The following is a 17446-nucleotide window of genomic DNA, read 5'->3' on the forward strand; positions in this document are numbered from 1 at the left end:
AACGTGTTCCACCATCCGACAAGAGCGGATCACGCCAACCTCAGCGCGGCCTTGGGGCACTGCGCCACGGCCTCCTCCGCGTCGGCGAGGCGATCGGGCGCGACATCGCCCTCCGCGACGGTCAACATGTCGTCGTCATCAAGTTCGAACATGTCAGGGGCGATTCCTACACAAACGCCGTTCGCTTCACACCGGTCGAAATCGACGATGATCTTCATGAGAACTTCCTTCCACACGGTCTTCGCGACACTAACCCAGACAGCCCGGTCCCCGAAGCGGAACAGGCGCCGAATCACCATCAATACTGGAACATGTTCCAGTTCATATGCAATGATCGGTTTCGGCGGGGCTCACCCCCTGCGCCCCGCCACCCGCCCTTTCAGCTCGACACCGAGGTAGGAAGCATGCGCGTCGCGTATACGCCGCAGCAGGAAGAATTGCGCGCCGAGCTGCGCGAATATTTCGCGAAGCTGATGACGCCGCAACGCCGCGCGGCGCTGAGCATGACGACCGGCGAATACGGCTCCGGCAACGTCTACCGCGAGGTCGTGCGCGAGATGGGCCGCGACGGCTGGCTCACCCTGAGCTGGCCCAAGGAGTACGGCGGCCAGGACCGCACCACGATGGATCAGCTGATCTTCGTCGAGGAAGCGGCCATCGCGGGCGCGCCGGTCCCCTTCCTGACGCTCAATTCCGTGGCGCCGACGATCATGCAGTACGGCACCGAGGAGCAGAAGAAGTTCTTCCTGCCCAAGATCGCCTCCGGTGAGCTGCACTTCGCCATCGGCTACTCCGAGCCGGGCGCCGGTACCGACCTGGCCTCACTGCGGACCACCGCGGTTCGCGACGGCGACGACTTCGTCATCAACGGCCAGAAGATGTGGACCAGCCTCATCGCCTACGCCGACTACATCTGGCTGGCCGTGCGCACCGATCCGACCGCCAAGAAGCACAAGGGCATCACGATGCTCATCGTGCCGACCGACGTCGACGGGTTCTCCTGGACGCCGGTGCACACGATGGCCGGACCCGACACCAGCGCCACCTACTACCAGGACGTGCGGGTACCCGTCTCGTCGGTGGTCGGCCCGGAGAACGGCGGCTGGTCGCTGATCACCAATCAGCTCAATCATGAGCGCGTCGCCCTCACCTCGGCAGGCCCGTTGGCGCTGGCGGTCGCGCAGACCGTCGAGTGGGCCCGGGAAACGACTCTGCCCAACGGCAAGCGCGTGATCGACCAGGAATGGGCCCGGCTCAACCTGGCTCGGGTGCACGCCAAGGTCGAATACCTCAAGCTGCTGAACTGGGAGATCGCCAGCCGCGCCGATCAGGGCGGCGAGGCCGCGCCGAAGCCGTGGGACGCCTCCGCCTGCAAGGTCTACGGCACCGAACTCTCCACCGAGGCCTACCGCCTGCTGATGGAGGTCGTCGGCCCCCACGCGTACCTGCGCCAGGACTCCCCCGGCGCCGCACTGCTCGGCCGGCTCGAGCGGATGCACCGCGCCGCACTGATTCTCACCTTCGGCGGCGGCACCAACGAGGTCCAGCGCGACATCATCGCCATGACCGCCCTGCGCCAGCCCGCGTCCGCCCGCTGATCCCGAAAGCCGGTATCTCCCCATGGATTTCACTCCCACCGAAGCCCAGACCGATCTCGCCCGGCTGACCGGCGAGATCTGCGCCAAGCTCGTCACCGCCGATCGTCTGCGCGAACTCGACACCGCTGCCCGCTTCGACGAGCAGCTCTGGAAGTCGCTCGCCGAGACCGGCGTGCTGGCCGCCGCGTTGCCGGAAGCCCTGGGCGGCAGCGATTTCGGCATGCTCGAGCAGACCGCGATCCTGCGTGAACTCGGCCGTGTGGTCGCCGCGGTGCCCTACCTGTGGTCGATCGTCCTCGGCGCGGGCGCGCTGGCGAAGTTCGGTAATGCCGCCCAGCAGCAGCTGGCCGCGCGGGCGGGCGCCGGTGAGATCGTGCTCACCGCCGCGCTCGCCGAGGAGCTGCGCGCCACCACCGACGCGCCCGGGATCGTCGCCGAGCCCGCCGGCGCCGGGTGGACGCTCACCGGTACCGCGACCACGGTCGCCGTCGCCGATCGCGCCGAACGAATCCTGGTGCCCGCCATCACCTCCACCGGTGTCGGCGTCTTCGTGGTCGATCCGGAGCACGCTTCGGTCACCCGCACCGCCCAGCAGATCGTCGACCTGAGCCCCGAGTTCGCCGTCGATCTCGCCGCCACCCCGGCCGAACTGCTCGGCAGCATCGAGGCGGGCGCCGACATCCTCACCTGGCTGCGCGAACACGCCTGGCTCGGCCTGTCGGCCCTGCAACTCGGCACGCTGGAGCGCGCACTCGAGCTGACCGCCGAGCACACCCGCACCCGCGAACAGTTCGGCAAGCCGATCGGTTCGTTCCAGTCGGTGGCCCAGCGCCTGTCCGACGCCTACATCGACATCGGCGGTCTGCGCCTCACCGTCACCCAGGCCGCCTGGCGCCTCGCGGAGGACCTCCCCGCCGCCGAGTCCATTCACATCGCCAAGTTCTGGGCGGCCGAGGCCGGGCACAAGGTCGCCCACACCGTCGTCCACATCCACGGCGGCCTCGGTATCGACCGCGACCACATCACCCACAACTACTTCACCGCCGCCAAGCACAACGAATTCGCGCTCGGCGGAGCAACTCCCCACCTCCTCGCCTTGGGCGCCGAGCTGGCGAACTAGCCCACTCTCGTCCTAGGGCCGGTACCGATCGAATCCGATCGGTACCGGCCCTTTTCGCGTCTTCACGCCGACGACCCGGTCATTGCGAGGACAGTCGCGCGTTCAGCTCCGCACTCGTGTCCCGCACATACTCCGCTGCCTCATCGACGGTCGCCGCCGCAGTCAAGTAGCGCTGGAGGGTGGGGGCGATGTCTTCGATAATCTGTCGCGGAGTGAGCGCGACCACCGGGGGCAGCCGCAGGACGTAGCGACACAGGGCAAGACCCAGGAGTTGGGTGACGATCAGCGCGGCACGGCGGGGGGCGTCGGTGGGGGTGCCGAAGCGGAGGACGGCGGGCAGGACCTGGTCGGCGAAGATCTCGCGGAATCGGGCCGCGACCGCGTCGTCGGTGATCGAGGAGCGCAGCAGGATCAGCAGAACGGTGTTGTCGTTGCCCTCCCAGATCTCGAGGAATCGGCGGATCATCAACTCGCCCATGGCGTTCGGGTCGGCGGCGCTCAGGTCGGGGAGGTCCAGGGCGATCTGGGCTGCGGCGGCGAAGAGGCCGTCCTTGCTGCCGAAATAGCGCATCACCATCGAGGGATCGATCTCGGCGTCGGCGGCGATCGCGCGGATCGTGGCCTTGGCGTAGCCGTCGGCGGCGAAGCGGGCACGGGCGGCCGCGAGGATGGCGGCCTTCGTCGCGTCGGAACGACGGGTGGGAATCTCCTGGTCAGGCATGTCAACGATTGTATGCCAACAACTGTTGACTTTCATCCGTGAGCGGGTTTACCGTTATGCCTACAAGCGTTGGCAAACAAGCGTTGACCAGGAGTCGAAATGCCCGCCACCTCACTGCCCGAAGCCACCTCCGTCGTCATCGTCGGCGCGGGTCCCGCCGGGCTCACCGCCGCGATCGTGCTCGCCGAAGCCGGCGTCGACCATGTCCTGCTCGACCGACTCGGCGAGGGCGCCAACACATCTCGGGCCGCGGTGGTGCATGCCAGGACGCTCGAGGTGCTCGACGGGCTCGGTATCGCGAATGAACTCGTCGAACGCGGCATCAAGGTGCCGACGTTCAAGCTCCACGACGGCGCGAAGACGTTGGCCACCATCGAGTTCGGCGATCTGCCCACCGCGTTCCCGTACACGCTGATGGTGCCGCAGGACGTCACCGAGCAGGTTCTGCTCGACCGGCTGCACAAGCTGGGCGGCACCGTGCACCGGCCGCTCACCGTCACCCGCGTCACCGGCGAAAACAGCAGCGTGACTGTCGAATACACCGATGAGCACGACCGGCAAGGCGTGATCAGGGCCGACTACGTCATCGGCGCCGACGGCATGCACAGCGTCGTGCGCGAGCAAACGGGCATCGGCTTCACCGGCGGCACCTACCCCGCGTCGTTCATCCTGGCCGACGCCCGCATGAGCTGGCCGACCCCGCGCACCGAGGTCTCGCTGCACCTCTCCCCCGAAGGCGTCACCGTCGTCGCCCCGCTCCCCGACGACGAGGCCAACCGCTACCGCGTCGTGGCCACCGTCGACGAGGCCCCCGAACACCCCACCCTCGACGACGTCCAGGCCCTCCTGAACACACGCGGCCCCGCAGGCGACATCCGAGTCGACGAGGTCCTGTGGAGCTCCCGCTTCCGCGTCCACCACCGCGTAGCCGACCACTACCGCGCAGGCCACATCTTCCTGGCAGGCGACGCCGCCCACGTGCACAGCCCGGCAGGCGGACAGGGCATGAACACCGGCATCCAGGACGCCGGCCTGCTCGCCACCCTCCTGACGAAAGTCACCGCAGGCGAACCTGATTCGATCCTCGATACCTACGAAACCGTCCGCAGGCCGATCGCCCTCGACGTCGTGGCGTTCACCGATCGGATGACCACGATGGCCACTTTCCAGTCCGCGCCGATCCGCTTCGCGCGCAACACCGCCCTGCGCCTTCTCAGCCGCATCCCCGCGGTGCGTGGCCGATTGGCCTACCAACTCTCGGAACTCGACAATCGCTGACCGGAACCCGGTTGTCCGCAACTGTTTTCGAACACGACGAAAGCCCGCCCGGCGACGCTGCCGGGCGGGCTTCGTGAGGAGCGGGTGCTAGGCCGAACCCGCCTCAGCGTGTTCGTCGGCGGGGCGTTCGTCCGTCTGGGACTTGGCCCAGCGGTAGTCCGGCTTGCCCGCGGGCGAGCGCTTGATCTCATCGACGAACCACAGGCTGCGTGGCTGCTTGTACGACGCGATCTCCTGGGCCAGTACCGGTTTCAGGTCGGCCAGCGTGGGGCGCTGGTCGCCACGGCACTGAACCACGGCCACGACGCGCTGGCCCCAGCGGGCGTCTTCGACGCCGACGACGAGGGCGTCGAAGACATCGGGGTGGGCCTTGAGAGCGCCCTCCACCTCTTCGGGGTAGATCTTCTCGCCACCGCTGTTGATGCTCACCGAACCACGGCCGAGCATGGTGACCGAGCCGTCCTCCTCGACGCGGGCGTAGTCACCGGGAATCGCGAAACGAACCCCGTTGATCACCTTGAACGTCGCGGCCGACTTGACCTCGTCCTTGTAGTAGCCGAGCGGGATGTGCCCGCTGCGCGCCAGCAGGCCGACGACGCCGGAACCCGCTTCGACCGGATTGCCATCCTCGTCGAGCACCTGGGTGGCCGCGTCGATCTTCACCCGGGGACCACCGGTGTGGGTGGCGCCCTTGGCGACCAGGGAGAGTCCACCGAAACCGGTCTCCGAGGAGCCGATGGAGTCGGAGATCATCCGGTTGGGCAGCACCTCGAGGAACTTGTCCTTGAGCGACGGCGAGAACAGCGCCGCACTGCTGGCCAGCACGTACAGGGTCGAAAGATCGTAGGGCTCACCGGTTTCCGGGTTGCCTTCGGCGAGAGCGTCGAGCATCGGGCGCGCCATCGCGTCACCGGTGATGAAGATCAGGTTGATGCCGTGCTTGTCGACGGCCTGCCACACACCGTGCCCGCTGAACTCGGGAATCATCACGGCCTTGCCACCGCCGAACAGGCTGTGGAAGGTGGCCCACTGCGAGCCGCCGTGGATCATCGGCGGGATCGGGAACCGCACCATCTGCGGGTTGGCCGCGCCGACCTTGGCCAGCTCCCATTCGTCCTTGACGTACTCGCCGGTGACGAAGTTGATGCCAGCGCCGAGGACGCGCCAGACATCCTCGTGCCGCCACATCACACCCTTGGGCAGCCCCGTGGTACCACCGGTGTAGAGCATGTAGATGTCGTCGGGCGAGCGCTCACCGAAGTCTCGTTCACCCGACGAATCGGCCAGCGCCGCTTCGTACTCCACGGTGTCCGCGCCCGTGGGCCCATCGGTGCCGTCCTCGACCACGATCACCGTCTTCAGGCCCGGCACCTTCTCCCGCACCGCCGCCACCTTGTCGGTGTAGCGGCGCTCGTGGATCAGCGCGACCATGTCGGAGTTGTCGAAGATGTGCAGTAACTCGTTCTCGACGTAGCGGAAGTTGACGTTGATCATCACCGCCCTGGCCTTGAAGACGGCCACCATCGCTTCGACGGCCTCGACAGTGTTCCTGGAATAGATTCCGACTTTGTCGCCGGGACGCACACCCTGTTCCAGCAGGTAGTGGGCCAACTTGTTGGCCCGCTCCTCCAGTTCGGCGTAGGTCGATTCTCGATGTTCGCCGACCAGCACGATCCGGTCGGGCATCAAGTCGACGGCATGTTCGACGAGATCGGCTATGTTGTAGCTCACAAGGACAAAAATAGAACGTGTTACTGTTTCTGACAAGACTCAACTTGTCAGGAGTACGAAAATGGCCCACTGCCTGGTCGAGAAGCGCGACCATGTCCTCATCGTCACCATGAATCGGCCGGAGGCCCGCAACGCCCTGTCCAGCGAGATGATGGCGATCATGCTCGACGCCTGGAACCAAGTGGACAGCGATCCCGACATCCGCGTCGCGATCCTCACCGGTGCGGGCGGGGCCTTCTGCGCGGGGATGGATCTGAAGGCGATGAGCTCGTCGCATCCGGGGGACACCGCCGCCAGCGGCAGCTGGGACCCGGCCTACCTCCCCGCGCTGCTGAAGGGACGGCGACTGGCCAAGCCGCTGATCGCGGCAGTCGAGGGCCCGGCCATCGCCGGTGGCACCGAGATCCTGCAGGGCACCGACCTGCGCGTGGCCGGGGAAAGCGCCAAGTTCGGCGTCTCCGAGGCCCGGTGGGGCCTGTTCCCGCTGGGTGGTTCCGCGGTGCGGCTGGCCCGGCAGATCCCGTACACCGTGGCCGCCGATCTGCTGCTGACCGGTCGGCACATCACCGCTGCCGAGGCCAAGGACATCGGCCTGATCGGCCATGTGGTCCCCGACGGAACCGCCCTCGACAAAGCCTTGGCGCTGGCAGGCCAGATCGCCGACAACGGCCCGCTCGCCGTCCAGGCGATGCTGCGCACCCTGCGCGAAACCGAGGCCATGCCGGAGAACGAGGCGTTCCCCATCGAGGCGAAGATCGGCATCGAGGTGTTCAGATCAGCCGATGCCAAGGAAGGCCCGCGAGCCTTCGCCGAGAAGCGCAAGCCGAACTTCTCCGGCACCTGATCCGCCATAACCCCACTCCCGCCCCCGCACGGCGCGGCCCCCCATGGGGCCGCGCTCGAGCGTGCCGGCGCTCGCGTCGTCACGCCCCCGGGTAGTCCATGAAGAACGGCTCCCACTGGTGCCCATCCGGGTCGATGAACGTCCGACCGTGCATCCCGACCTGAGCCTCCTGCGCCTTCTTGTCGTCGTTCACCTCTTCGGCGGCACCCGCCGCCACAGCCGCGTCGGTGAGCGCGTCGACCTCCGCTGCGCTGCCGAGTGACAACGCGTAAGCGGCACCGATAGCAGCCCCGGTATCAGCGATCGGGCGCTTGCTGAACGTGGTGAAGAAGTCCTTGGTCAGCAGCATCAGGCAGATGTTGTCGTCGACGACGATGCAGGCCGCGTTCTGATCGGTGAAGTCCTCGTTCACCTTCCAGCCGAGCGCCTCGTAGAAGCCTTTGGAGCGGTCGAGGTCGGCGACGGGGAGGTTGATGAAGATCATCTTGTTGCTCATGGGATCAGCCTTTCGGGGCGTCGTTGCGGTCTCGAACATGTAGACGTGGCGGTCGACGCGGATTCATCGCAACCGCGCGAAGTTCGCGAAATCGCGATAGCCCGTTTTCGCCTCTGTCGGCTGTCGGACCCCTGTGGCATCGTGAAACTATGAGCGACGCCACAACCGCCACCACCGGCCCTGATCCCGCTGTACTCGCCGAATTCGAGACGCATCGGCGCGAGTTGTGCGCGTATGCCTACCGGATGCTCGGGTCCTCCTTCGAGGCCGAAGACGCGGTGCAGGAAACCTTCACCCGCGCCTGGCGCTCCTACGATTCCTTCGAGGGCCGCGCGAGTCTGCGCTCGTGGCTCTACAAGATCGCCACCAATATCTGTCTGGACATGCTCGACCGTCCCCAGAGTCGTGCCAGACCGATGGATCTCAACGGGCCGGGCCGCCCGGATTCACCGCTGCCCATGCCCCAGCCCGACTACGTGTGGATCGAGCCGATCCCGAACGCGCTGGCCTTCGGCGCCGACCCGGCCGACCATGCCTCCACCAGGGACACGCTGCGCCTGGCCTTCGTCGCGGCGTGCCAGCACCTGCCCGCCACTCAGCGCGCGATCCTGATCATGCGTGAGGTGCTGCGCTTCTCCGCGGGTGAGACCGCCGAGGCGCTGATGATGTCGCCGGCGTCGGTGAACAGTGCGCTGCAGCGGGCCAGGGCCACCATGTCGAAGGTGCAGCCGACCGTGGCCGACAGCTTCGACGAGACCGATCCGGATCAGCGCAAACTGATCGACGATTTCGTCAAGGCGTTCGAGGCCTACGACATGGACGCGCTCACCACCCTGCTCAAAGCCGATGTGGCGCTGTCGATGCCGCCGTTCGATCTCTGGATCTCGGGCCCGGAGAACGTGGCCGCGTTCATGCTCAGCACGGGCAGCGCGTGCCGCAATTCGCGGATGGTGCCGCTGGTCGGCGCCAACGGTTCGCCCGCCTTCGGCCACTACAAGCCGAGCGAGGAGCCCGGCGTCTGGGTGCCGTGGTCGATCACGGTGCTCGAACTCGAGGGCGACACCATCGCCGGCCTCAACTTCTTCCTCGACACCCAGCGCCTGTTCCCGCTCTTCGGGCTCGAGCCGGAGTGGCGCGAGCCCGTCTGAGCGGGAACGCCAATTCAGAGCAGGCGGCGCTTGTACAGCTTTCCGTTGGGATCGCGGGGCAGCTCCGCACGGTATTCCACCGTGCGGGGCAGCTTGTACTTCGCGAGCTGGCTCGCGGCGAATTCGAGGATGTCGGTGGTGAGTTCGTCGCTGCCCTCGGTGCCGGGCACCGGTTGCACGAACGCCTTCACCTGCTGACCCCAATCCGGGTCGGGCACACCGAGAACCGCCACATCGGCGATCTTCGGGTGGCTCATCAGCACGCCCTCGATCTCGGCCGGGTAGATGTTCACCCCACCGGACAGGATCAGATCCGAACGCCGGTCGCAGAGAAACAGGTAACCGTCGGCGTCGAAGTAGCCGATGTCGCCGACGGTGAACATCTCACCGACGCGCGACTCCTCGGTCTTCTCCTTGGCCTTGTGGTACTCGAAGCTGGATGCGCCCATCTTCATGTAGATCAGGCCCTCTTTGCCCGCGGGCAGTTCGGTGCCGTCCTGCTCGTCGAGCACCTTCACCACCGACCACGGCCACGCCTTGCCCACCGAGCCCGGCTTTTCCAGCCACTCGGCGCCGGTGATCACCGTGCCGCCGCCCTCGGTCGCGGCGTAGTACTCGGTGACGACCGGTCCCCACCACTCGAGCATGCGTCGCTTGGTGTCCGGCGGGCACGGCGCCGCACCGTGGATCATGCTGCGCAGCGAGGACATGTCGTAGCGGGCCCGCACCTCGTCGGGCAGGGCCAGCAGCCGGTTGAACTGCGTGGGCACCATGTGACTGTGGGTGACCTTGTACTTCTCGATCAGCGCGAGCATGCCCTCGGCGTCCCAGCGATCCATCAGCACGAGCTTGTGCCCCATCTGGATCGAGATCGTCGAGTTGTTCAGCACGGCCGTGTGATAGAGCGGCGAGCCGCAGATGTGCACGTGATCGTCGTAGGGACCGAGGCCGAACAGGCTGAAGTAGGCCTGGTTGGCCGCGGGAACGACATCGGGATCCGCGCCGGTCAGCGGGCGGCGAACGCCCTTGGGCCGACCGGTGGTGCCCGAGGTGTAGAGCATCGGCGCGCCGATGGACCGCTCGTCCGGACGACCGGTGTCGGCGGCGCCGAGCCAGGACACCGGCCGGAAGCCTGGGATGGTGCCCGCCGAGAAACGGGCGTCGGCGGACAGTTCGGCGAGGTCGGCGGCCTCGGCCGCGGTGTCGGCGAACCGCTCACTGGCCAGGAACGCCGACGCCTCGCTGTCGCCGAGGATGTAGGCGATCTCCGGCGCGGTGAGGTGCCAGTTCACCGCGACGATATAGAAACCGGCCTGGTAGGCGGCGAAGTACGCGGCGATCGCCTCGACCCCGTTGTGCAGCATGCTGACCACCACGTCGCCGGTGCGCAATCCGATGCCGCGTAGCCCGTTGGCGTACCGGTTGGCGAGGGTGGCCAATTCTCGATAGCTGATCTCTCTACCGTCCGGGTCGACGAGGGCGATCCGTTCGGGATCGGCCTCGGCGATATTCCACAGTCCGAGGACTTCCGTTGTCTGCTGGCTCACCCTTCGAATTTAGAACGTGTTCTACATGGTGACAAGGGGTTGGAGCCGACGCATTTGTTCGGCATCCGAGACCGAGATCAGCATCATCGTCACGCCCGCGTCCTCCCATTCCTTCAACCGGGAGCGCACATGCGTCTCGTCGCCGAAGATCGCGGTGTCGGTGATCAGCTCGTCGGGCACCGCCGCCGCGGCCTCGGCCTTGCGCCCCGCCTGGAACAGCGCGGAGATCTCGTCGACCTCGGCGGCGTAGCCCATCCGCTTGTACACCTGGGCGTGGAAATTCAGCTCCGGCGCGCCCATGCCGCCGATGTAGAGCGCGCTCACCCAGCGCATCCGCTCGATCTCGCCCGCCGGATCGTCGGTGATCACCACCTGCGCGCTCGCCGCGATCTCGAAGTCGTCGCGCGAACGGCGCGCGCCCGGCCGCGCGAAGCCCTCGTCGAGCCACTCGTTGTACATCCCGGCCAGTCGGGGTGCGTAGTAGATCGCGAGCCAGCCGTCGGCGATCTCAGCGGTCTGTGCGACGTTCTTCGGGCCCTCCGCACCCAGCCAGATCGGCAGATCGGCGCGCAGCGGATGCACGATCGGCTTGAGCGGCTTGCCGAGCCCGGTCGCGGCGGGGCCCGTGTAGGGCAGGCCGTAATGCTTGCCGTCCGACGTCACCGGCGCCTCGCGGGCCAGCACCTTGCGCACGATGTCGACGTACTCGCGCGTACGCCGCAGCGGCTGCGCGAAGGGCTGGCCGTACCAGCCCTCCACCACCTGCGGGCCGGAGACGCCGAGGCCGAGAACTGCCCGGCCGCCGCTGAGGTGATCGAGCGTGAGCGCGTGCATCGCGGCCGCCGCGGGGGTGCGGGCCGACATCTGCGCCACCGAGGTGCCCAGTCGCACGCGCTCGGTGGACGAGCCCCACCAGGCCAGTGGCGTGAAGGCGTCCGAGCCCCAGGACTCGGCCGCGAACACCGCGTCGAAGCCGGTTTCCTCGGCCGCGACCACCAGCTCGCCTGCGTTGGCGGGCGGCTGCGCGCCCCAGTATCCGAGTTGCAATCCGAATTTCATGATCGGCGCCCTTTCGGCGAATCCTTGCGAGCAGAATAAGAACCTGTTCTACTCGATATCGTGACCCAGGGGAATACCGCAGTGGAAGTATTGAGTGCACCCCTGAGGGTGCGATTCGACTACACCAGGTCCGTCGGACCCATCATCGGCGCTTTTCTGACCGGACTGCGCGAACGCCGGATACTCGGCGCGCGCGGCAGCGACGGGCGAATACTCGTGCCACCGCCCGAATACGATCCACACACCAGCGCGGCGCTGGCCGAACTGGTCGAGGTCGCGGCGACCGGCACCGTCACGTCCTGGACGTGGGTGTCCGAGCCATTGCCCGGCCAGCCGTTCGACCGCCCGTTCGCCTGGGCGCTGATCCAGCTCGACGGCGCCGACACGGCGTTGCTGCATGCCCTGGACGTGACCGACCCGGGACAACTCAGCACCGGAATGCGGGTCAGTGCCCGCTGGGCCGACGAGCGAACCGGCCGCATCCAGGACATCGCCTGCTTCGAACCCGGCGAGCGCACCAGCCCCGCCGACTACTCCGAACAAACACCGATCACCATCCTGACCACGCCCGTCGACCTCGACTACAAGCACACGGCCTCTCCCCAGGAGAGCGTCTACCTGCGCGGACTGGCCGAAGGCAAGCTCATCGGCGGCCGCTCCGAAGCGGGCGGGCGGGTGTACTTCCCGCCGCGCGGCGCCAACCCGACCGACGGCAGACCCACCGACGATCTGGTCGAGCTGTCCGACAAGGGCACGGTGACCACCTTCTGCATCGTCAACGTGCCGTTCCTCGGCCAGCGGATCAAGCCGCCGTACGTGGCCGCCTATGTGCTCCTCGACGGCGCCGACATCCCGGTCCTGCACCTGATCCTCGGCTGTGCGGCCGACGAGGTGCGGATGGGCATGCAGGTCGAGGCGGTGTGGAAACCCCGCGAGGAGTGGGGCCACACGCTGGCCAATATCGACCACTTCCGGCCCACCGGGGAGCCCGACGCTCCCTACGAGTCCTACCAGCACCACCTCTAGAGAGGCGACGTTGACCACATCAGCATCCTCCGGCAGCGACGCGAGCCTGCCCGAGATCGCGGTGGTGGGCTTCGCCCACGCACCACACGTACCCGAAACCCACGGCACCACCAACGGCGTCGAGATGCTCGTGCCGTGCTTCCAGCAGCTCTACGCCGATCTCGGCATCACCAAGTCCGATATCGACTTCTGGTGCTCGGGGTCCTCCGACTTCCTTGCCGGACGCGCGTTCTCGTTCATCTCGGCGATCGATGCGATCGGCGCCGTCCCGCCGATCAACGAATCGCACGTGGAGATGGACGCCGCATGGGCGCTCTACGAAGCATGGGTGAAGCTGCGTTCCGGACAGGCGCAGACCGCACTCGTGTACGGCTTCGGCAAGTCGTCGGCCGGCACGCTGCGCCAGGTGCTGACCATGCAGCTCGATCCCTACCTGGTCGCGCCGATGTGGCCCGACGCGGTCTCGATCGCGGGTCTGCAGGCACGTGCCGGTCTGGACTCCGGCCGGTGGACCGAGCAGGACATGGCGGCGGTCGCGGGCGGTGACCTCGGCGCACCCTATGTGGCCGACCCGCTGCGCGCCCACGACATCGCGCCGATCACCGACGGCGCGGCCGCGATCGTGCTCGCGGTCGGCGATCGCGCGCGGGAGCTCTGCGAGCGGCCCGCGTGGATCACCGGAATCGCGCACAACATCGACGCCCAGGCGCTCGGCGGTCGCGACCTGACCCGCTCGCCCTCCACCACCAAGGCGGCCGCGGTGGCGACCGGCGGCAACACCACCTTCGACGTGGCCGAGCTGCACGCGCCGTTCAGTCACCAGCAGTTGATCCTCGCGGAAGCGATCGGACTGTCCGCGGACACCCGGATCAACCCCTCCGGCGGCGCCCTCGCCGCCAATCCGATGTTCGCCGCGGGTCTCGAACGAATCGGCAGCGCCGCCCAAGCCATCATGTCCGGCACCGCGAACCGGACCCTCGCTCATGCGACCAGCGGCCCTGCGCTGCAACAGAATCTGGTCGCCGTCATGGAGGTCAAGTGAGCTTCCCCGCAGCGGTGCTCGGCACCGGCCAAACCCATCACGTGACAAAACGTACGGACGTGTCCATGTCGGGCATGTGCCGTGAGGCCATCGATCGCGCACTCGATGACGCGGGTCTGACCATCGCCGATATCGACGCTGTCGTCGTCGGCAAGGCCCCCGACTTCTTCGAGGGCGTCATGATGCCCGAGCTGTACATGGCCGAGGCGCTCGGCGCGGCGGGCAAGCCGTTGATCCGCGTGCACACCGCGGGCTCGGTCGGCGGATCGACCGGCGTCGTCGCCGCCAACCTGGTGCAGGGTGGGGTGCACAAGCGCGTCCTCGCCATCGCCTGGGAGAAGCAGTCGGAGTCGAATGCCATGTGGGCGTTGTCGATTCCGGTGCCGTTCACCATGCCGGTCGGCGCGGGCGCGGGCGGCTATTTCGCCCCCCACGTGCGCTCCTACATCCGTCGCTCGAACGCACCACTGCACATCGGCGCGATGGTGGCGGTGAAGGATCGACGCAACGGCGCGAAGAACCCGCTCGCACACCTGCATCAGCCCGACATCACCCTCGAGTCGGTACTGGCATCCCAAATGCTCTGGGATCCCATCCGTTTCGATGAGACCTGCCCGTCGTCGGACGGCGCGTGCGCCGTGGTGATCGGCGATGCCGAGGCCGCCGCGGTGGTCGAAGCCGAGGGCAAGAAGGTGGCCTGGGTACACGGCACCGCGATGCGCACCGAGCCGACCACCTTCTCCGGCCGCGACCAGGTGAATCCGCAGGCGGGCCGGGACGCGGCCACGGCCCTGTGGAAGTCGGCCGGGATCACCGACCCCCTGGAAGAGATCGACGTCGCCGAGATCTACGTGCCGTTCTCCTGGTTCGAGCCGATGTGGCTCGAGAATCTCGGCTTCGCGGCCGAGGGCGACGGCTGGAAGCTCACCGACAAGGGTGAGACGGAGATCGGCGGGCGCATTCCGGTGAACCCGTCGGGCGGCGTCCTCTCGTCCAACCCGATCGGCGCCTCCGGCCTGATCCGGTTCGCCGAAGCGGCCAAGCAGGTGATGGGCCGCGCGGGTGCGTACCAGGTGCCGAACGCGCGCAAGGCCCTCGGCCATGCGTACGGCGGTGGCTCCCAGTACTTCTCGATGTGGGTCGTGGGAAGCGAGCGTCCGGCATGAAATTCACCCTCGGTGTCGCACTGAGCCCCTTGGATCAGCTCACCGAGCTGGCCAAGACGGCCGAAGAATGCGGGTTCACCTCCATCGGCCTGCCCGATTCGCTGTTCTACATGAAGTCGCAGGCCGCCGACTACCCGTACACCCCCGACGGCAGTCGCTTCTGGGGCCCGGAGACTCCGTGGGTGGATCCGCTGATCGCCGCCGCGTCCATGGCCGCGGTCACCACGAACCTGCGCTTCTACACCAATGTTCTCAAGCTCGGCTCGCGCAATCCGCTGCTGCTGGCCCGACAGGTCGGCTCGATCGCCAACCTGTCGGGCAACCGGTTCGGGTTCGGCATCGGGATCGGCTGGGCGCCTGAGGAATTCGAATGGTGCGGTGTCCCGTACGCGCGCCGCGGCGCCAGAGTCGACGAGATGATCGAGGTCATCCGGCTCGTCCTCGACGGCGGCATGGTCGAATTCCACGGCGAGTTCTTCGATTTCGATCAGCTGCAGATGAGCCCCGCGCCGAGCGAGCGGGTGCCGTTCTACATCGGCGGGCACACCGGCCCGGCGCTGCGCCGGGCCGCCCGCATCGGTGACGGCTGGACCTCGGCGATGATGAAGTTCGACGACCTGGTCACCACCATCGGCACGCTGCGCGACCTGCGTGCCGAGTACGGCCGGTCCGGGGAGCCCTTCGAGATCCAGTCCGTCTGCATCGACAAGTTCGGCCGCGACGGCTATCAGGACCTGGCCGACGCGGGCGTCACCGACAACATCGTGGTGCCGTGGCTGGCCGACGGCATCGGGTTCGACGGCGAGCTGGCGGCCAAGCAGGACTCGCTGCGCAAGTTCGCCGAGAAGTACATCGCCGACCCCATCATCGCGAAGGTGCAGCCATGACCACCATCGAACGCACCGCCCGTGCCGCGGGCCTGGCATCCCAGGCCGCGGTCAGAGCGAAGGACCGGGCGGCCTGGGTCGCCCTGTTCGCCGAGGACGGCATCGTCGAAGATCCCGTCGGTCCTTCGGGTTTCGACCCCGAGGGTGTCGGCCACCGCGGCCACGAGGCCATCGGCGCTTTCTGGGACAAGGCCATCGCCCTCACCGAATCCATCGAATTCCGCTTCGAGGACTCTTTCGCCTGCGGGAACGAAATCGCCTTCACCGGCCTGATCCGCACCACCATGGCCGGCCACGTCATCGACGCCGAGGGTGTGTTCACCTACAAGGTCGACGCCGAGGGAAAGATCGCCGCTTTGCGCGCTTTCTGGGAAGTGGACCGCGCGGTAGCGACCACGCGTCCCGTCGCATAGCGGCAAACGCGAGAACAGCCCGGGACCTTTCGGTCTCGGGCTGTTCTCGTTGTCAGCGACTCAGTGCGCGACGGGGCAACCGGTGGACTTGTAATCGACCGGCAGCTCCTTGATCCCATTGAGCCAACCCGAACGCAGACGTTTCGGATCACCGATCTGCGTGATATCGGGCAGATGATCAGCAATCGCGTTGAAGATCAGATCGACCTCGAGCCGAGCCAGGTTCGCGCCGACGCAGAAATGGGCGCCGGTGCCGCCGAAGGCCAGGTGCTGGTTGTCGGTGCGGGTGATGTCGAACTTCTCCGGGTTCTCGAAAACCTCTTCGTCGAAGTTTGCCGAGCGGTACAGCATGACCAGGCGCTGGCCCTTCTTGATCTGCACGCCGCCGAGTTCGGTGTCCTCGAGCGCGGTGCGCTGGAAGGAGGTCACCGGGGTCGCCCAGCGGATGATCTCGTCCGCCGCGGTGGCGGGGCGCTCCTTCTTGAACAACTCCCACTGGTCGGGGTTCTCCATGAAGGCGATCATGCCGTGCGTGATGGCGTTGCGTGTCGTCTCGTTGCCCGCGACGGCCAGGACGATCACGAAGAAGCCGAATTCCTCCGGCGTGAGGTGCTCGCCGTCGACGTCGGCCTCGATCAGCGTGGTCACCAGATCGTCGGCCGGACAGGCCTTCCTGGCCTCGGCCATCTGGTAGGCGTAGCCGAGGATCTCCATCGACGCGGCGACCGGATCGGCAGTGCTGTCCGGATCGTCGTAGCTGGTCATGTCGTTGGACCAGTCGAAGACCTTCATCCGGTCCTCCTGCGGCACACCGATCAGTTCGGCGATCGCCTGCAGCGGCAGCTCACACGCCACCTGGGTGACGAAGTCACCGCTGCCGGACTCGGCCGCCCGCTTCACGATGCCTTCGGCACGGGCCGAGAGTTCGGCGCGCAGGCCGTTGATCGCGCGCGGGGTGAAGCCCTTGGCGATCAGCTTGCGCAGCTTGGTGTGCTCGGGGGCGTCCTTGTTCAACAGGACGAAGCGCTGTAGTTCGATCTGCTCGCGCTGGATGTCATCGTTGAAGCGCGGGATCGCGGTGTTCTCGAAAGTGGAGAACACATCGCTGCGGCGCGACACCTCTTTGACGTCGGCGTGCTTGCTCACCACCCAGAAGCCGTCGTCATGGAACCCGCCCACCTCGGGCGACTGCGGGTTCCACCAGATCGGGGCCGTACGACGCAGTTCGGCAAACTCCTCGGCCGGAATCCGCTCGGCGTAGATGGCCGGGTCGGTAACGTCGAACCCGTCCGGCAGGTTCGGCCGGGCACCCGTCACAGGGCCGGCGTGTTCGGTGCTCGGATCTACCACCAGATGTCTCCTTCGACAAA

At 67.1% G+C, this 17446-nt stretch carries 17 protein-coding genes; 10 read left to right on the top strand and 7 right to left on the bottom strand.

The annotated features are described in order from the left end of the window. Positions 1-29 precede the first annotated feature (29 nt). Positions 30-218 carry a ferredoxin gene (locus tag ACWF99_RS15685; RefSeq protein WP_056819344.1) on the bottom strand — a complete coding sequence of 63 codons (189 nt, stop codon included), beginning with the start codon at positions 216-218 and terminating at the stop codon, positions 30-32. 186 nt (positions 219-404) lie between these two features. Between ACWF99_RS15685 and ACWF99_RS15690 the strand changes: the two genes are divergently transcribed. Both ACWF99_RS15690 and ACWF99_RS15695 read left to right on the top strand, forming a co-directional pair. Then, on the top strand, positions 405-1598 hold the full coding sequence (locus ACWF99_RS15690; protein WP_378631686.1) for an acyl-CoA dehydrogenase family protein: 1194 nt from the start codon (positions 405-407) through the stop codon (positions 1596-1598). Between the two features lie 22 nt (positions 1599-1620). Beyond that, positions 1621-2718 (top strand): acyl-CoA dehydrogenase family protein, encoded by a 1098-nt coding sequence (locus tag ACWF99_RS15695; protein ID WP_452536418.1) that lies wholly within the window; start codon positions 1621-1623, stop codon positions 2716-2718. Positions 2719-2797: 79 nt separating this feature from the next. Here ACWF99_RS15695 and ACWF99_RS15700 read toward each other — a convergent pair whose 3' ends face one another. Next, a complete protein-coding gene (locus ACWF99_RS15700) occupies positions 2798-3439 on the bottom strand; it encodes a TetR/AcrR family transcriptional regulator (RefSeq protein ID WP_452536420.1) in 642 nt (213 codons plus the stop codon). Between the two features lie 99 nt (positions 3440-3538). Between ACWF99_RS15700 and ACWF99_RS15705 the strand changes: the two genes are divergently transcribed. Continuing rightward, positions 3539-4717, top strand: a complete 1179-nt coding sequence (locus tag ACWF99_RS15705; RefSeq protein ID WP_452536422.1) for an FAD-dependent oxidoreductase — start codon at positions 3539-3541, stop codon at positions 4715-4717. 87 nt (positions 4718-4804) lie between these two features. Here the strand turns inward: ACWF99_RS15705 and ACWF99_RS15710 are convergent, their stop codons facing one another. Beyond that, positions 4805-6448, bottom strand: a complete 1644-nt coding sequence (locus ACWF99_RS15710) for an acyl-CoA synthetase (protein ID WP_378658150.1) — start codon at positions 6446-6448, stop codon at positions 4805-4807. Positions 6449-6509: 61 nt separating this feature from the next. Here ACWF99_RS15710 and ACWF99_RS15715 point away from each other — a divergent pair, with 61 nt between their 5' ends. Beyond that, positions 6510-7292 carry a crotonase/enoyl-CoA hydratase family protein gene (locus ACWF99_RS15715; RefSeq protein ID WP_378631678.1) on the top strand — a complete coding sequence of 261 codons (783 nt, stop codon included), beginning with the start codon at positions 6510-6512 and terminating at the stop codon, positions 7290-7292. A 79-nt stretch (positions 7293-7371) separates the two neighbouring features. On the opposite strand, the gene ACWF99_RS15720 is transcribed toward ACWF99_RS15715, so the two are convergent. Further along, the gene (locus ACWF99_RS15720; protein ID WP_378631677.1) at positions 7372-7788 is read right to left on the bottom strand and encodes a VOC family protein; all 417 of its coding nucleotides are present in this window, start codon (positions 7786-7788) and stop codon (positions 7372-7374) included. 149 nt (positions 7789-7937) lie between these two features. On the opposite strand from ACWF99_RS15720, the gene ACWF99_RS15725 reads away from it, so the two are divergent. Continuing rightward, positions 7938-8936: a sigma-70 family RNA polymerase sigma factor gene (locus ACWF99_RS15725; RefSeq protein ID WP_378631675.1), complete on the top strand. Its 999-nt coding sequence runs from the start codon at positions 7938-7940 to the stop codon at positions 8934-8936. 14 nt (positions 8937-8950) lie between these two features. Here ACWF99_RS15725 and ACWF99_RS15730 read toward each other — a convergent pair whose 3' ends face one another. Both ACWF99_RS15730 and ACWF99_RS15735 read right to left on the bottom strand, forming a co-directional pair. Then, positions 8951-10483, bottom strand: coding sequence for an acyl-CoA synthetase (locus ACWF99_RS15730; protein ID WP_378631673.1), 1533 nt, complete (start codon positions 10481-10483; stop codon positions 8951-8953). A 21-nt stretch (positions 10484-10504) separates the two neighbouring features. After that, complete coding sequence (locus tag ACWF99_RS15735; RefSeq protein WP_452536425.1) at positions 10505-11542, bottom strand: LLM class F420-dependent oxidoreductase; 1038 nt, start codon at positions 11540-11542, stop codon at positions 10505-10507. A gap of 60 nt (positions 11543-11602) precedes the next feature. On the opposite strand from ACWF99_RS15735, the gene ACWF99_RS15740 reads away from it, so the two are divergent. From ACWF99_RS15740 to ACWF99_RS15760, 5 genes are read left to right on the top strand one after another with little or no spacing between them, the layout of a single operon-like run. Beyond that, entirely contained in the window at positions 11603-12568 is a 966-nt protein-coding gene (locus ACWF99_RS15740; protein ID WP_378631670.1) for a Zn-ribbon domain-containing OB-fold protein, read from the top strand. A 46-nt stretch (positions 12569-12614) separates the two neighbouring features. Next, positions 12615-13610 (top strand): thiolase domain-containing protein, encoded by a 996-nt coding sequence (locus ACWF99_RS15745; RefSeq protein ID WP_378632448.1) that lies wholly within the window; start codon positions 12615-12617, stop codon positions 13608-13610. Next, on the top strand, positions 13607-14776 hold the full coding sequence (locus ACWF99_RS15750; protein ID WP_378631669.1) for a thiolase domain-containing protein: 1170 nt from the start codon (positions 13607-13609) through the stop codon (positions 14774-14776). The genes ACWF99_RS15745 and ACWF99_RS15750 overlap by 4 nt, the downstream gene beginning before the upstream one ends. Next, a complete protein-coding gene (locus ACWF99_RS15755) occupies positions 14773-15663 on the top strand; it encodes a TIGR03619 family F420-dependent LLM class oxidoreductase (protein WP_378631667.1) in 891 nt (296 codons plus the stop codon). The genes ACWF99_RS15750 and ACWF99_RS15755 overlap by 4 nt, the downstream gene beginning before the upstream one ends. Then, positions 15660-16076: a nuclear transport factor 2 family protein gene (locus ACWF99_RS15760; protein ID WP_378631666.1), complete on the top strand. Its 417-nt coding sequence runs from the start codon at positions 15660-15662 to the stop codon at positions 16074-16076. The genes ACWF99_RS15755 and ACWF99_RS15760 overlap by 4 nt, the downstream gene beginning before the upstream one ends. A 60-nt stretch (positions 16077-16136) precedes the next feature. Here the strand turns inward: ACWF99_RS15760 and ACWF99_RS15765 are convergent, their stop codons facing one another. Then, on the bottom strand, positions 16137-17426 hold the full coding sequence (locus tag ACWF99_RS15765) for a cytochrome P450 (protein WP_378631664.1): 1290 nt from the start codon (positions 17424-17426) through the stop codon (positions 16137-16139). Between the last annotated feature and the right edge of the window lie 20 nt (positions 17427-17446).

The sequence above is a fragment of the Nocardia sp. NPDC055002 genome, assembly GCF_053608825.1.

Excerpts from the sequence above, each read along its gene's own strand:
- ACWF99_RS15725 (WP_378631675.1), top strand. The coding sequence starts at position 7,938 with ATGAGCGACGCCACAACCGCCACCACCGGCCCTGATCCCGCTGTACTC.
- ACWF99_RS15690 (WP_378631686.1), top strand. The coding sequence starts at position 405 with ATGCGCGTCGCGTATACGCCGCAGCAGGAAGAATTGCGCGCCGAGCTG.
- ACWF99_RS15720 (WP_378631677.1), bottom strand. The coding sequence starts at position 7,788 with ATGAGCAACAAGATGATCTTCATCAACCTCCCCGTCGCCGACCTCGAC.
- ACWF99_RS15695 (WP_452536418.1), top strand. The coding sequence starts at position 1,621 with ATGGATTTCACTCCCACCGAAGCCCAGACCGATCTCGCCCGGCTGACC.
- ACWF99_RS15755 (WP_378631667.1), top strand. The coding sequence starts at position 14,773 with ATGAAATTCACCCTCGGTGTCGCACTGAGCCCCTTGGATCAGCTCACC.
- ACWF99_RS15715 (WP_378631678.1), top strand. The coding sequence starts at position 6,510 with ATGGCCCACTGCCTGGTCGAGAAGCGCGACCATGTCCTCATCGTCACC.
- ACWF99_RS15685 (WP_056819344.1), bottom strand. The coding sequence starts at position 218 with ATGAAGATCATCGTCGATTTCGACCGGTGTGAAGCGAACGGCGTTTGT.
- ACWF99_RS15700 (WP_452536420.1), bottom strand. The coding sequence starts at position 3,439 with ATGCCTGACCAGGAGATTCCCACCCGTCGTTCCGACGCGACGAAGGCC.
- ACWF99_RS15705 (WP_452536422.1), top strand. The coding sequence starts at position 3,539 with ATGCCCGCCACCTCACTGCCCGAAGCCACCTCCGTCGTCATCGTCGGC.
- ACWF99_RS15735 (WP_452536425.1), bottom strand. The coding sequence starts at position 11,542 with ATGAAATTCGGATTGCAACTCGGATACTGGGGCGCGCAGCCGCCCGCC.
- ACWF99_RS15760 (WP_378631666.1), top strand. The coding sequence starts at position 15,660 with ATGACCACCATCGAACGCACCGCCCGTGCCGCGGGCCTGGCATCCCAG.